Here is a 13356-nt window from a genome sequence, read left to right as displayed (position 1 = left end):
TCACTAATAAGAAAACGATATTTACTTAGATAATTACGTTTTAATGTAAGGTCATTATTATTGTTGCGCATAACTATAGCTTTATTTGTTAAAGCTAATTCCATTGCCGAATTATCTGACCTTTACAGCAATGACGGTTTGTGTAGGATTTTAGGCTATAACGGAAGAGTATTGAGCCTGACGAACAGAAGTTCACCTTAAATCGGCATCGGCTGGCCCGGGTAGCACCGGCAGTGCATTAGCAGTGACTTTAACAGGGCCAGGCGCAGCCGGGAGTTTTTTCTTTGGTACTTTCTTTTTAGCGGAAAAAAAGAAAGTACATGCACTGGCTTTCTGTAACGCACTTTACCAAGCCTAACGAAGCACCGCAGGGATGACGTGCATAAAGAGATTGCTTCGTTTCTCGCAATGACGATTTATTAATTGGGAAAAGAAAAAGTACATCCACTGGCATTAATTATACACTTGCCAATGACAGCGAACCACCGCATGTTAATGCTTGTTAACAGTTCAACAACTCCCTCAGTCTATTCTATAACAAACGTCTTCCCCTCTATGGCTAACTCAGTATTAGGGAATATGCTGCGGGCCTCGTCAAGCAGCTCAATTAAGTTTTTATAGCGGGCTGAGAAGTGGCCTATCAACAGCTTTTTCGCGTTGGTTTTAAGGGCAGCCTCCCCTGCCTGCAGGGCGGTGGTGTGGTGGGTATCATTTGCCCTGTCAATCATGGCATGTAAAAATGTCGCCTCGTGATATAGTACTGTGGCATCAGTGATTTGGTCAAAGTAGCTTTCGCCATATAAGGTATCTGAACAATAGGCGTAGCTCCTGGGCTCGTCGGGATCAAGGGTAAGGGTGTCGTTTTTATGAATGGTACCGTCAGGAGCGGTGTAGTCTGCGCCTTTTTTTAATGCAGAAAAGTATGGCACCGGGATAGCCAGCTGGTCAATACGCTCTTTTATGAGCTTACGCGACCGTTTTTTTTGCCTGAACAAAAAGCCGGTAGTAGCTATGCGATGCTGGAGCGGGATAGTTTCAACAATAATGTCCTGGTTATCCAGCAGCACTTCTTTTATTGAAGCATCGGTGGCTTTAAATGTTATGGGGAATTGCAGCGTGGTTTCTGAATACTTTAACTGTATCTCAATAATCTCCATAAGCGGTGCCGGACCATACAGGTACAGCGGCTTGGTGCGTCCGTTTAAATGCAATGACGATAGCAGGCCAACTAAACCCAGGTAATGGTCGCCATGTAAATGGCTGATGAAAATATGACTTATACGGCTGGCCTTAATATCAAAACGTAACATCTGTTGCTGCGTGCCTTCGCCGCAATCAATCAGGTATAGATGATCGTTAATATTTAACGCCTGAGATGTAGGATTTCTGTTGTAAATTGGTGTGGCCGAACTGCTTCCAAGTATTGTAACTTCAAATCTCATACCCGGAGAACAGTTGAAAGGCTATTTTAGTTCCCGCTTTAATTCTTTTTCTATCTCCTCCATAAAAATAAGGTCAATAGCTTCTTCGTTGGTAGGAACTATGGTAAGTACGTTATCCAGCTGCGAAATGGTAACCAGGCGGGAAACAGCGTCGTTTAAGCCGGTAAGTATAAATAAACCTTCGGCATTTTTGCAAAGGCGATGACCTACCAGCAAACTGCTTAAACCTGATGAATCAGCAAATTTAACTTGCGACAGGTCAAGGATAACATTACGCTGGCCTTCGGTATTAATTAAAATCAGCTCTGATTTAAGCTGAGGGGTAACCAATGAATTTAACTTTGATTCATTAAGCTTCACCAGGATATATTTCTCGTGTTTGTCAACAGCAAATTTCATTGTTTATAGTATTATAATGCTAATATAAGGCAATTTTAGTTGAAAAAACCAATTATAGTTCCGCTATCGCAGTTTTTATATTTTCTTCAACCCGTTTTATCACATCGCCGGCAGCGGCTTTAACAAACTTTTCGCCGGTAATTTGCTCGTAAAGTTCTATATATCTTTCAGATATGGATTGAATCTTTTCCGCTGTCATTTGCGGTACGGTTTGCCCTACCTTCCCCTGGAAACCATTTTCAATTAACCACTTTCTTACAAACTCTTTCGACAGCTGTTTCTGCGGCTCGCCGCTTTGCTGCCGGTCGTTGTAGCCCTCACTGTAAAAGTAGCGCGACGAATCGGGCGTGTGTATCTCATCAATCAGGTAAATAGTACCATCGGCTTTGCCAAACTCATACTTGGTATCAACCAGTATCAGCCCCTGTTTTACTGCTATTTCGGTACCGCGCTCAAACAAGGCGCGGGTATATTTTTCAAGCTGTTCGTAATCTGCCGGCTCAACTATGCCTTGCTTCAGTATCTCCTCGCGCGATATATCCTCGTCATGCCCTACCGCTGCTTTTGTGGTGGGGGTAATAATAGGTTGAGGCAACTTATCATTTTCCTTTAATCCTTCAGGCAGGCTAACTCCGCACACCTCGCGTTTACCGGCGCTGTATTCGCGCCAGGCATGGCCTGCCAGGTAGCCCCGTATTACCATTTCAACCTTAAAAGGCACACATATACGCCCGATAGTTACGTTGGGATCAGGTACACTTACAACCCAGTTAGGTACAATATCGGCGGTGGCCTGTAAAAATTTAGCGGCTATCTGGTTAAGCACCTGCCCTTTATACGGTATAGCTTCAGGCAAAACCACATCAAACGCCGAAATACGGTCGGTAACCACCATCGCCAGGTAATTGTGGTGTATTGTATAAACATCACGTACCTTCCCCTTATAAAAAGACGTTTGCCCCGGAAGGTTAAAATGCGTTTCTTTTATAGCGTTCATTTTTTAGTATCAAGTAGTTAGTAGCAAGTATCAAGTTGTGAGTAGCAAGTAGTGAGTAGTCTATAGTTATAAAGTGGACCTTTGCAATATTAAGCAATAAATACAGCCTTGATACTTGATACTAACTACTTGATACTTGATACAAAATTACTGTATATCCCCGTAGGCTTCTAATATCCGTTTTACCAGTTTGTGCCTTACCACGTCTTCGCCGCTCAGGTAAATTATCTCGATTCCTTTAATATCTGTTAATATGCGCAACGCAGTGTGCAGGCCGGATTGCTGTTTTTTAGGCAGGTCAATCTGGGTTACGTCGCCGGTTACAATGAATTTGGCTGTAGGACCCATACGCGTTAAAAACATTTTTAACTGCATGTCGGTAGCGTTCTGCGCCTCGTCCAATATCACAAAACAATTGTCAAGCGTACGGCCACGCATAAATGCCAGCGGAGCTATTTCAATGGTGCGGTTTTCCAGGTATACTTTCAACTTTTCCGCCGGTATCATATCGTCCAAGGCGTCATACAGCGGGCGCAGGTAAGGGTCTATTTTTTCCTTCAGGTCGCCGGGTAAAAAGCCAAGGTTCTCCCCTGCCTCAACGGCCGGGCGTGTAAGTATAATACGCTTAATTTCCTTGTTTTTTAGCGCGCGCACCGCCAATGCTACCGCGGTGTACGTTTTACCAGTACCGGCAGGGCCAATGGCAAACAGCACATCGTTTTTTACAATGGCGTCAACCATGCGGCGCTGGTTGGCCGTACGGGCCTTTACCATTATACCGTTAGGGCCAAAAACAATTACTTCAGAGTTGTTAAACTTGTCTGCAGGTGCATCAGCGCTTGGCGCGGCAGATACCTTTGAGCCTAATATGCGCTCAATATCGGTAATACTCAGGTTTTCGTATTTCTCTACGTGCTGCAGCAAAGTATTGAACTTATCATTAAATACATTCAGCTCGTGCTCATCGCCCAATACTTTAACCTCACTACCCCGGGCAACAATTTTAAGCTTTGGATATTGCTTTTTAATGATCTCGAAATGATCATTATTAGGCCCCCATAATACAGCGGGGTTAATGTTTTCGATAGATAATTTAATTTCGTTCAATACAAATTGATATTTAGTTGCTGATTTTTATGAATTAAAAATTGAATATTTGTAGCGCTTATCGCTTGTACAAGATTAGCAATAAATATTTAAAAATTTAATGGCAATAATAACTTTAACTACTGACCTTGGCGATAAGGATATTTACCTTCCCGCACTTAAGGGCAGTATATTAAAAATGTTGCCCGAGGTTAATATTGTTGACATTACCAACAGTGTTTCGGCCTTTAACATACAGCAGGCGGCCTTTATTTTAAAAAACACATTTCATTACTTTCCGGATAACACTGTACACCTGATAGGTATTGATACGGTGTACAATTCGTTTACGCGTTACCTGGCGGTGCGTTACAGCAACCACTATTTTGTAGGAGCCGATAATGGTATTTTTTCGCTGATGTTTGACCGCGACCCGGATGAGATATATGAGATAAACATAATGCAGGACTTGAAATTCCTGCATTTTCCGCTGGCCGATATTTTTGTTAAAGCGGCCTGCCACCTGGCCAAAGGCGGCGCCATTACCGACATTGGTTTGACGGTAAGCGAAATAGAAAAGAAAATGAACCTGCAGCCCGTAGTAGAAAAGAATTTAATTAAGGGCGCGGTAATTTACATCGACTCTTTTCAGAACGTGATAACCAACATCACCAAAGAATTTTTTAACACTGTACAGCAAGGCAGGCGTTTTACGTTATACTTTAAGCGTAACGAAACCATAAACAACTTAAGCTGGCACTACAATGAAGTGCCCGAGGGCGAAAAGCTTTGCCTTTTTGGCATTAGCGACCATTTGGAAATTGCCATAAACAAAGGCAACGCCAGCGGGTTATTAGGTTTAAATTTGGGTGATAGCGTAATCATCGATTTTGAATAATTACCATGAAAAAACTGTGGCTGGTTATAATACTGTGCGCTGTTGCAGCGCCTTTGTATGCGCAGGTGAATGCCGATTCGGTGGCATACGAACACCAGCGCGCTAAAATAAACAGCCTGCTTGCCCTGCGGAAACAAAAGTTTGGACAATATGACGTAAGCCTCACAAAAAAAACAGGCATATTCGGCTGGCAAACCAAAAAAGACATTCGCCGCTCAAACGAGATTTTGATGGATATTGTACAGGCGGACAACAATATTTTTAAGGAACTTAAAATACTGCTCGACTATCGCACTTTTCAGCAAACACAGGCACAAACGCAGGTGCAGGAGCGCGAAAAAGACCGGCTGGCCTACATTAATACCATTAACCGCTTGCGCAAACAACACGAAGACCTGAAAGCGAAAGTTGATGAACAAGCGCAGGAACAGCAAACAACAACACGCACACATACCATTGCCATTATTATATTATTGGGTGTATGTGTACTGCTATTTGTACTGCTAACAAAACAAAGGGCTAAAAATAGTGGGCAAACCGGTTCAGTTTAAGGCTTTGACCCACGAACCATGAATTATCATCTGAATGAATTTAACTATACACGGCGCTGCCCGGCAGGTTACAGGAAGCATGCACCTGCTTGAGGTTGACCAATATAAGATACTGATTGATTGCGGTTTAGATTACGAAAAAGACCGTAGTATACAAAGCAACGAAGACCTGCCCTTTAACGCTGCCAACATTGATGTGGTGGTGTTAACACATGCACATATTGACCACTCGGGCAATTTGCCAACGCTGGTACGCCTGGGCTTTGAAGGCCAGATACTGTGTACACCGCCTACTGCCGATCTTACAGAACTGTTACTGCTTGACTCGGTAAACATATTTATAAATAAAGCCCAAAAAAGCCGTAAGCACCGCAAGGGCAAATTTAATACCGGCGCGCAGCCCCTGTACCTGCAAAAACATGTAATGGATACGGTGGAGCGCTTTATTACCATCGGTTTTAATAAACCCTTTCGCCTTAACGGCAATGTTGAACTCACCTTTATTCCGGTAGGCCATTTGTTAGGCGCAGCGGCGGCCGTGTTTAAAGTGAACGATAACGGCGAGGAAAAAACCATAGCCTTTACCGGCGACATAGGCCGCAAAAATTACCCGGTACTGAATGACCCCGAACCGCTGCCGCATGTTGATTACCTGGTGACCGAAGCTACTTATGGTGGCCGCAACCACACCAAGGGCAAAACGGTTGAGGAAGTGCTGGTAGAGACTATTGAAAAGTGCTGCGTTAAAGAGCAAGGGCGGCTGATTATACCCGCCTTCAGCATCGGCCGCACACAATCTTTGGTGTACTCGCTTAACAAGATATTTACCAGTGGTTTACTGCCGCCTGTTAAGGTATTTGTTGATAGTCCGATGGCGTCAATGGCGACTGGCATTTTCAGAAAATATCATCACCTGGTTAATGCCGAGGCGCAGGACTTTTACAATAAACGCGGCGATGAGTTTGAGTTTGATAACCTTACTTATGTAGAAACGCTGAAAGACAGCCGGCAGGTATCTAATTATTTTGAGCCTTGCATCATTATTTCTTCTGCCGGGATGCTTGAAGGCGGCCGCATACAGGACCACCTTTTTTACAACATACAAAACTACTACTGCACCATATTATTCATCGGTTACTGTGCCAAAGGCACCCTTGGCCACCGCCTGCTGCGCGGCGACCCTATTGTTCACATTAAAGACCGCGACCTGGCCGTTTACGCCACTATCAAACAAACCGACGTACTCAGCGCCCACGGCGACCACGACGACCTGCTTAATAACATACGCACGCAAGATAAATCACGCCTTAAAAACGTTTTCCTGGTGCATGGCGAAGCAAGCAGCATGGAGGCGTTTGCTGCTGCAGTGAGGGATGAGGGATATGAGGTTACTATACCTGAGAAAGGGGTTAGTTATACGTTATAACCCGGCAGGCTTGTAATTGGCAAACCGCAACTGTAAAAACGTAGTTGCGAGGTACGAAGCAATCTCTTTAGACCGTTCAGCCAGTGCTTCGTTAGGATCGGATGTGTGCTGTATCATCGTCGGTGGATGTAGTTTTTTCTTTTTCCGCAAAAAAGAAAGATACCAAAGAAAAAGCTCCCGGCTGCGCCTGACCCTGTTAAAGTTACTGCTGATGCACTGCCAGCGCTACCCGTGCCAGCCGATGCCGGTTTTTTTTAAGGTGAACCCCTGTTCGTTAGGCTCTTTTTGACTTCTGAATTTTTGAATTTTTCCTGTCTGCCTATTAACCTTCTGGAACTACAAATACAACCGTCATTGCGAGGAACGAAGCAATCTCTATACGCCTATCATCCTGCGGTGCTTCGTTAGGCTCGGTAAAGTGCTTTACCGAAAGCCAGTGGATGTACTTTTTCTTTTCCCGCAAAAGAAAAAGTACCAAAAAGAAAACTCCCGGCTGCGCCTGACCCTGTTGAAGTTATTGCTAAAGCACTGCTAGTACTACCCGTGCCAGCCGATGCCGGATTTTAAGGTGAACTTCTGTTCGTCCGGCTCAACGTTATCTTTGAGTAAAAATCATATACAACCGTCATTGCGAGGCACGAAGCAATCTCTATACGCCTATCATCCTGCGGTGCTTCGTTAGGCTCGGTAAAGTGCTTACCGAAAGCCAGTGGATGTACTTTTTCTTTTTCCGCTAAAGAAAAAGTACCAAAAAGAAAACTCCCGGCTGCGCCTGACCCTGTTAAAGTTATTGCTAAAGCATTGCCAGTGCTACCCGTGCCAGCCGATGCCGGTTTTTGCGGTGAACCTCTGTTCTTCAGGCTCTTTTTATTTTGAATTTTAACTTTTAAATTTTGACTTCCCCCTGTCTGCTGAGGAGCTTCGGGCGAAACCAGGCAAAACAATGCGAGGCTGTGCGGCTGCGGGGCATTGGAGATTTTTGCAGAAGGATGGGGAGTGTAGACATCAGTTATGGGGGCAAAAAGATCCCGGCCCTGGTTGTGCGTGGTTTGCGGGAAAGGCCTGGTGCGGCAAAGAAGCCTTTCAGCTGACTTGATTTTTTTGTTACTTTTTGTATCAAGACAAAAAGTAATGGGCCTCTGCGGCCAAGAGCAGACTGACGTTAATCAATGCTGCTTCAAGCCCGTTTCGCAGGATCTTCCATCACTACTTCGTTACATTTCCACGCCTAACGAAGAACGGATAGGTAACTGCTATTAACTCTGCCTTGCATACACTTTTATAGCCCTAACAAAAAAGCACGAACCACTTTCGTGATCCGTGCTCTCCTATTGTGAAGTTTGGGAATATTATTTTTTAAAATGGTCAATAATTAAATTGGCCAGCTCAACACCTATACGCTCTTGCGCTTCGTTGGTAGCGGCGCCGATGTGCGGGGTAAGCGAAATTTTTGGATGCGATAATACTGCCTGGCTTGGGGTTGGCTCGTTGTCAAACACATCCAGTGCGGCAAATGCTACTTTACCGCTATCTAAAGCAGCGATTAAGGCAGACTCTTCGATCAATCCGCCACGTGAGCAGTTAACCAGGCCAACGCCTTTTTTAACTTGTTCCAGTTCAGCAGTACCGATAAGTGCTTTGTCGACAAACGGGGTATGTAGGGTAATAAAGTCCGACTGGGTTAATACTTCGTCAAACGTAGCGGTTTTTACCGTTACTTTAACTGTGGTACCGCCACCTAATACCACCTCAACCTCAGGGTTAAAAGGAAAAAGGTCATAAGCCAGTACTTCCATACCTACGCCAATGGCAATTTTTGCCACCTCGCGACCGATACGGCCAAAGCCTAAAATACCTAATGTTTTGCCACGAAGCTCAACACCTTTGGCATAAGCCTTTTTCAGATCGTTGAATTTAGTAGCACCATCAACCGGCATTTTGCGATTGCTGTCGTACAAAAAGCGCACACCGCCATACAGGTGACCAAACACAAGTTCGGCAACAGACAATGATGACGAAGCAGGCGTATTGTAAACCCCTATGCCTTTTGACTTGGCATGCTCAACATCAATATTATCAACACCAACACCACCTCGGCCTATCAGTTTAAGATTAGGGGTAGCATCTATAAGCGCTGCACGTACTTTGGTAGCGCTGCGTACAGTTATGGCATCGTATTCGTTTAAACGGGCAGGCAACTCGTCCTGCGGTATGTTAGTAGTATCTACAATAAAACCGGCACCTTCTAAAAGCGCTTTACCCGCCGGGTCGATACCATCATTAGCTAATATTTTGATCATGTGTTTATTAATGATTAGAGACTTGTGATTAGGGATTAGTTATTGGAAGATTAAAGACAAGTAACAACCAATCTTTAATCTCCAACTACTAACACTATTTATTTTTTTCGGCAAATTCCTGCATGGCTTCTATTAATACATGCACGCTGGTTATAGGCAGTGCATTGTATATTGATGCCCTGAAACCACCTACGCTGCGGTGGCCTTTTATGCCTACTATGCCTTTTTCGTCGCAAAGTTTCAAGAAAGCCTTTTCGTTATCAGGGTTTTCCATTACAAAGCAAACGTTCATATGCGAGCGGTCTTCGGTAGCTGCAACAGGTTTAAAGAACGGGTTGCGCTCAATCTCGGCATATAGTGCGCGTGATTTAGCTATGTTGTCCTGCTCAATGGCTTCAACACCACCTTTAGCTTTTATCCAGTTAAGGGTAAGCATGGATACATATATGGCAAATACCGGCGGCGTATTGTACATTGATCCGCCTTCTATCTGCACCTTGTAATTAAGCATGGCAGGTATCTTGCGCTCTATCTGGCCTAAAATTTCGTTTTTAACAATCACCAGGGTAACACCTGCGGGGCCCATATTTTTTTGTGCGCCTGCGTATATTAATCCAAAATCGGCAACGTTTATTTTACGGCTGAAGATATCTGATGACATATCGCACACCATAGGCACCGGCGATTTAGGGAACTGGTGTAATTGCGTACCGTAAATGGTGTTGTTTGAGGTAACATGGAAATATGCCGCATCGGCAGGTATTTCATAATCTTTTGGTATAAAGGTAAAGTTAGCCTCTTTTGATGATGCTACTACGGCTACCTCGCCAAAAAACTTAGCCTCTTTTAAGGCCTTATTAGCCCACACGCCCGACTCCAGGTAAGCGGCTTTCTGCCCATCGCCTAACAGGTTGTATGGTACCATAGCAAACTGCGTGCTGGCGCCTCCCTGTAAAAACAAAACCGAATAACCCTCAGGTACTTCAAACAGCTCTTTAACCAACGCAACGGCTTCGTCAAGCACCGCTTCAAATTCTTTTGACCGGTGTGAGATCTCAAGAATAGAAAGCCCTGTTCCGTTGAAATTGATAACAGCTTCTGCTGATTGCTTTAAAACTTCCTGGGGTAAAATGCCCGGACCGGCACCAAAATTATGTTTCATGATAATTAGTGATTTTAACGCTAAGAACACTGGTTAAACCCTGTATCCTTACAAGCGCCGAAGTTAGGTATTTTGATAATGTTTACAGCCTTATTTTGCATCTTTTTTAAAAAAAGAGACACTTGTTTAACAAATAAAGATTTTTGACTTTGTGACCCAAGAATCAGGCTTTGTGCATCAGATGCGCATGCTTTAAGCCGGCTACGGCCGATAACTGATTAGGCGATGAGAATACCGAATTACCGGCTACCAGTACGTTAGCGCCAGCGTCAACCAGTTTAGCTGCGTTGGTTATATCCACGCCCCCGTCTATTTCAATAAACAGGCCGGGGTTATTGTATTCGGCAAGCTTTTTTAACTCTTTTATTTTTTTGTAGGTATTGTGTATAAACTTCTGGCCACCAAAACCTGGGTTAACCGACATTAAGGCAACCAAATCAATATCGGCAATAATATCTTCTAAAGCTGCAACAGGCGTATGCGGGTTAAGGGCCACCCCTGCGCTGCATCCCAGATCGCGTATGGTTTGTATGGTGCGGTGCAGGTGTGTACAGGCCTCAATGTGCACGGTAATGTTAGCAGCGCCGGCATCTTTAAAAGCCTTTAAATAACGGTCGGGGTCAACAATCATCAGGTGTACATCAAGCGGCTTTGTGCTATGTTTGTTAGCCGCATGCACCACCGGGAAACCAAAAGAGATATTGGGCACAAACATCCCATCCATAATATCCACATGCACCCAGTCGGCCTCGCTCTTGTTTATCATTTCCAGGTCGCGCTGCAGGTTTGCAAAATCAGCTGATAATATTGAAGGGGCTATTAAGTGGCTCATGCCGCAAATTTAGTAATTTGCCGTTTGTGATTAGGGAATTGTTGGTAAAAGTTATTACGGTCAGGCTATATGTAAATAATGATTAATAATCGATTGGTTGCCCTGTCTTTATTGTAGATGCGTAGTATATAAAAGTAACTTTATGGAATATTGGATATTTTATCATCTTAAACCTGAACTTAATTATAGCAAACCAATGAATTATGAATATTAAACAGTTGTTCGCTTTGGCACTTTTATGCCTTGTTCATGCCTCTTGTAAAAAAGCACGCCAGGCAGATATTTTGCCGCCCGGCGATACGACACGGACAGGGGCAGACACTATACCCGGCGATACCATCGTTGAAGTGCAGCCTGTATGTAATGGCCAGCCTGTGCTTAAGTGGGAGGTTATTTTTGATGATCATATAAATGTACGCCGGCTGGCATCAGACACTGCCGGGAACGTGTACGTTGGCTGCATGGTTGGCCGAGACATTGCCGAGGTAGATGCTGATCCGGGACCGGGTGTTAGCATGGTAAAAGGCGGAGGATTTATAGTAATAAAAATGAACGCCCAAAAAGAGTTTATTTGGGCAAAACATATTATGGGTTTGGGCCACGAGCTTGACTTTTGGGGTGGCAACTATCAGAAACTGGAAGTTGATAATGACCAACGCGTATACATTTCTATATATTGGCACCATCGCCAGCTTGGCGGACGCTATAACACCTACATAATTAATACTGCTGGTGCTATTGAGCCTGTATTTCCAAACACCGAAGGCCCCTTTGTGGGTTCCACAAATTTTAAAGGATACGATATTAATGGTAATGCTTATGGTGTTACTTCGGAAAGCAGCTGGCCGTATGCCCCTACCTTTTCAAAGTACAATTTAATTACGCGCACAGTTGATTTTGAGAAACCATTTGACATTGGTGATATGAGTGCCGCAGCATCAGGCAGTATTTACGCAATGAATTCATCGGAAGATAAAAATACCGATTTTGATGACGGACCGGCTGTTCAACATATCAACTTACCCGAATCAGTGAAAGGAGCATATACGTATTTATTAAAGTTGGACGCCTCAGGCAATTTTGTATGGGTGAAATACGTTCCGGGTCAGTACGAATCGGGTATCAAGTCTTCTATTTATCTTGACGCTAACGAAAATCCATTTGTGCTGACATCTGACGATCATAATGAATTTATAACTAAATTTAGTTCATCAGGCCAGCAATTATGGAGTAACACGCTTGCTACTTATTCTAACATAGTTTTTGATAATGCCGGTAACTGGTTTACCCTTAATAAAGATCGCAATTTAACTCGCTTTAATGCTGCCGGCTCTACTGTTTGGTCTGTAAGCAATGAGGGAGAACATATAGCATTGAATAATAACCGGGATATTTATACAGGATTTGATAACAAGATCTATAAATATTCGCTTTGCGAATAACAATAACCCCTGAGCCAATAAAAACGTCTTTGCGAAAAACGAAGCAATCGCTGAAGCTATGCATTCCTTAACTGCCTGGAGAGATTGCTTCGCTTTAGCTCGCAAAGACGTCGCTTGAATAGAAGATCGTCCTAAAGCTCTCTTTTTGTAAATGATCCGGTGCTTACCAGGACAGAGTACTCTTTTGTTATGAAATGATTTAAGTGACGTTTCGCTTAACACTTAAACCAGTAATGGGATTAAGCTATGCATCCTTACCTATGTAAAGAGATTGCTTCGCCTTCGTTCGCAAAGACGTAATTAAATGGAAGATAGTCCTAAAGCTGGTTTAACAGGTGCGCATCGCGCAAGCCAGGAAAGAGAGCTATAACCATGGACTATGGACCATGGACTATGAACCATGGACTATGAACTATGAACCATGGACTATGGACTATGGACTATGAACTATGATCCGTGAACGGCAAACCGCAAATCAATCACAATTCAGCAGCAGATCATAATACTTCTTCATCAGCACGGTATCGTAATTCACGAGTGAGCTGTAGGCCTCGGTAACCAGTTCGTTCAGTATAGACGCGCCAAGTTGCCCTCCCCCGTTGGGGATGGATTCATAGTACACAATAAGATCCTTTACGCGGATAATCTCGTATAACAGCAGCTGCACCAAATCAGTCTGCGCATCGGATTTTATACCCGAAGGATTACTATGCAGAAAACCTAACGGATCAAGCGGCGTGGACGTCATTATCAAAAAAAGGGACCGGGCTAATACGCATCGTTATTTAACACTATACACTTTAACGATTTTATAAGTTTAA

The 13356-nt window shown here is 43.8% G+C and carries 15 protein-coding genes; 4 read left to right on the top strand and 11 right to left on the bottom strand.

The window, feature by feature from the left end; genetic code table 11:
* Nucleotides 1-527: 527 nt before the first annotated feature.
* The 4 genes from DJ568_RS15720 to DJ568_RS15705 form a co-directional block, all read right to left on the bottom strand.
* The gene (locus tag DJ568_RS15720; protein ID WP_114006249.1) at nucleotides 528-1442 is read right to left on the bottom strand and encodes a ribonuclease Z; all 915 of its coding nucleotides are present in this window, start codon (nucleotides 1440-1442) and stop codon (nucleotides 528-530) included.
* A gap of 21 nt (nucleotides 1443-1463) precedes the next feature.
* The gene (locus tag DJ568_RS15715) at nucleotides 1464-1841 is read right to left on the bottom strand and encodes an STAS domain-containing protein (protein WP_114006248.1); all 378 of its coding nucleotides are present in this window, start codon (nucleotides 1839-1841) and stop codon (nucleotides 1464-1466) included.
* A gap of 52 nt (nucleotides 1842-1893) precedes the next feature.
* Nucleotides 1894-2838: a phosphoribosylaminoimidazolesuccinocarboxamide synthase gene (locus tag DJ568_RS15710; RefSeq protein WP_114006247.1), complete on the bottom strand. Its 945-nt coding sequence runs from the start codon at nucleotides 2836-2838 to the stop codon at nucleotides 1894-1896.
* Nucleotides 2839-2985: 147 nt separating this feature from the next.
* On the bottom strand, nucleotides 2986-3945 hold the full coding sequence (locus DJ568_RS15705; protein WP_114006246.1) for a PhoH family protein: 960 nt from the start codon (nucleotides 3943-3945) through the stop codon (nucleotides 2986-2988).
* A 100-nt stretch (nucleotides 3946-4045) separates the two neighbouring features.
* Here DJ568_RS15705 and DJ568_RS15700 point away from each other — a divergent pair, with 100 nt between their 5' ends.
* The 3 genes from DJ568_RS15700 to DJ568_RS15690 are packed head-to-tail and all read left to right on the top strand — an operon-like array spanning nucleotide 4046 to nucleotide 6799.
* Nucleotides 4046-4822, top strand: a complete 777-nt coding sequence (locus tag DJ568_RS15700; protein WP_114006245.1) for an SAM hydrolase/SAM-dependent halogenase family protein — start codon at nucleotides 4046-4048, stop codon at nucleotides 4820-4822.
* 5 nt (nucleotides 4823-4827) lie between these two features.
* The gene (locus DJ568_RS15695) at nucleotides 4828-5373 is read left to right on the top strand and encodes a hypothetical protein (RefSeq protein ID WP_199561001.1); all 546 of its coding nucleotides are present in this window, start codon (nucleotides 4828-4830) and stop codon (nucleotides 5371-5373) included.
* A gap of 34 nt (nucleotides 5374-5407) precedes the next feature.
* Nucleotides 5408-6799 carry an MBL fold metallo-hydrolase gene (locus DJ568_RS15690; RefSeq protein WP_114006244.1) on the top strand — a complete coding sequence of 464 codons (1392 nt, stop codon included), beginning with the start codon at nucleotides 5408-5410 and terminating at the stop codon, nucleotides 6797-6799.
* Here the strand turns inward: DJ568_RS15690 and DJ568_RS17565 are convergent.
* The 6 genes from DJ568_RS17565 to rpe form a co-directional block, all read right to left on the bottom strand.
* Nucleotides 6794-6916: a hypothetical protein gene (locus DJ568_RS17565; protein WP_262510686.1), complete on the bottom strand. Its 123-nt coding sequence runs from the start codon at nucleotides 6914-6916 to the stop codon at nucleotides 6794-6796. The genes DJ568_RS15690 and DJ568_RS17565 overlap by 6 nt on opposite strands.
* A gap of 205 nt (nucleotides 6917-7121) precedes the next feature.
* On the bottom strand, nucleotides 7122-7277 hold the full coding sequence (locus tag DJ568_RS17295; RefSeq protein ID WP_158534957.1) for a hypothetical protein: 156 nt from the start codon (nucleotides 7275-7277) through the stop codon (nucleotides 7122-7124).
* 85 nt (nucleotides 7278-7362) lie between these two features.
* Nucleotides 7363-7743 (bottom strand): hypothetical protein, encoded by a 381-nt coding sequence (locus DJ568_RS15685; protein WP_114006243.1) that lies wholly within the window; start codon nucleotides 7741-7743, stop codon nucleotides 7363-7365.
* Between the two features lie 405 nt (nucleotides 7744-8148).
* Nucleotides 8149-9099 carry a D-2-hydroxyacid dehydrogenase gene (locus DJ568_RS15680; RefSeq protein ID WP_199561000.1) on the bottom strand — a complete coding sequence of 317 codons (951 nt, stop codon included), beginning with the start codon at nucleotides 9097-9099 and terminating at the stop codon, nucleotides 8149-8151.
* A gap of 94 nt (nucleotides 9100-9193) precedes the next feature.
* On the bottom strand, nucleotides 9194-10261 hold the full coding sequence (gene serC / locus DJ568_RS15675; protein WP_114006242.1) for a 3-phosphoserine/phosphohydroxythreonine transaminase: 1068 nt from the start codon (nucleotides 10259-10261) through the stop codon (nucleotides 9194-9196).
* A 163-nt stretch (nucleotides 10262-10424) separates the two neighbouring features.
* A complete protein-coding gene (gene rpe / locus DJ568_RS15670; protein ID WP_114006241.1) occupies nucleotides 10425-11093 on the bottom strand; it encodes a ribulose-phosphate 3-epimerase in 669 nt (222 codons plus the stop codon).
* Between the two features lie 203 nt (nucleotides 11094-11296).
* On the opposite strand from rpe, the gene DJ568_RS15665 reads away from it, so the two are divergent.
* Nucleotides 11297-12535, top strand: coding sequence for a hypothetical protein (locus DJ568_RS15665; RefSeq protein ID WP_114006240.1), 1239 nt, complete (start codon nucleotides 11297-11299; stop codon nucleotides 12533-12535).
* Nucleotides 12536-13010: 475 nt separating this feature from the next.
* Here the strand turns inward: DJ568_RS15665 and DJ568_RS15660 are convergent, their stop codons facing one another.
* A complete protein-coding gene (locus tag DJ568_RS15660; RefSeq protein ID WP_114006239.1) occupies nucleotides 13011-13283 on the bottom strand; it encodes a hypothetical protein in 273 nt (90 codons plus the stop codon).
* Nucleotides 13284-13356 lie beyond the last annotated feature (73 nt).

The sequence above is a fragment of the Mucilaginibacter hurinus genome, assembly GCF_003324525.1.
GTDB classification, from domain to species: domain Bacteria; phylum Bacteroidota; class Bacteroidia; order Sphingobacteriales; family Sphingobacteriaceae; genus Mucilaginibacter; species Mucilaginibacter hurinus.
This window is presented reverse-complemented; position numbering and strand designations above follow the sequence as displayed.

Bases quoted from the DNA above. Each gene is read 5' to 3' on its own strand.
- DJ568_RS17565 (WP_262510686.1), bottom strand. From the start codon at position 6,916: ATGATACAGCACACATCCGATCCTAACGAAGCACTGGCTGAACGGTCT.
- DJ568_RS15710 (WP_114006247.1), bottom strand. From the start codon at position 2,838: ATGAACGCTATAAAAGAAACGCATTTTAACCTTCCGGGGCAAACGTCT.
- DJ568_RS15690 (WP_114006244.1), top strand. From the start codon at position 5,408: ATGAATTTAACTATACACGGCGCTGCCCGGCAGGTTACAGGAAGCATG.
- DJ568_RS15680 (WP_199561000.1), bottom strand. From the start codon at position 9,099: ATGATCAAAATATTAGCTAATGATGGTATCGACCCGGCGGGTAAAGCG.
- DJ568_RS15700 (WP_114006245.1), top strand. From the start codon at position 4,046: ATGGCAATAATAACTTTAACTACTGACCTTGGCGATAAGGATATTTAC.
- DJ568_RS15665 (WP_114006240.1), top strand. From the start codon at position 11,297: ATGAATATTAAACAGTTGTTCGCTTTGGCACTTTTATGCCTTGTTCAT.
- DJ568_RS15715 (WP_114006248.1), bottom strand. From the start codon at position 1,841: ATGAAATTTGCTGTTGACAAACACGAGAAATATATCCTGGTGAAGCTT.
- serC (WP_114006242.1), bottom strand. From the start codon at position 10,261: ATGAAACATAATTTTGGTGCCGGTCCGGGCATTTTACCCCAGGAAGTT.
- rpe (WP_114006241.1), bottom strand. From the start codon at position 11,093: ATGAGCCACTTAATAGCCCCTTCAATATTATCAGCTGATTTTGCAAAC.
- DJ568_RS15695 (WP_199561001.1), top strand. From the start codon at position 4,828: ATGAAAAAACTGTGGCTGGTTATAATACTGTGCGCTGTTGCAGCGCCT.
- DJ568_RS15720 (WP_114006249.1), bottom strand. From the start codon at position 1,442: ATGAGATTTGAAGTTACAATACTTGGAAGCAGTTCGGCCACACCAATT.
- DJ568_RS15660 (WP_114006239.1), bottom strand. From the start codon at position 13,283: ATGACGTCCACGCCGCTTGATCCGTTAGGTTTTCTGCATAGTAATCCT.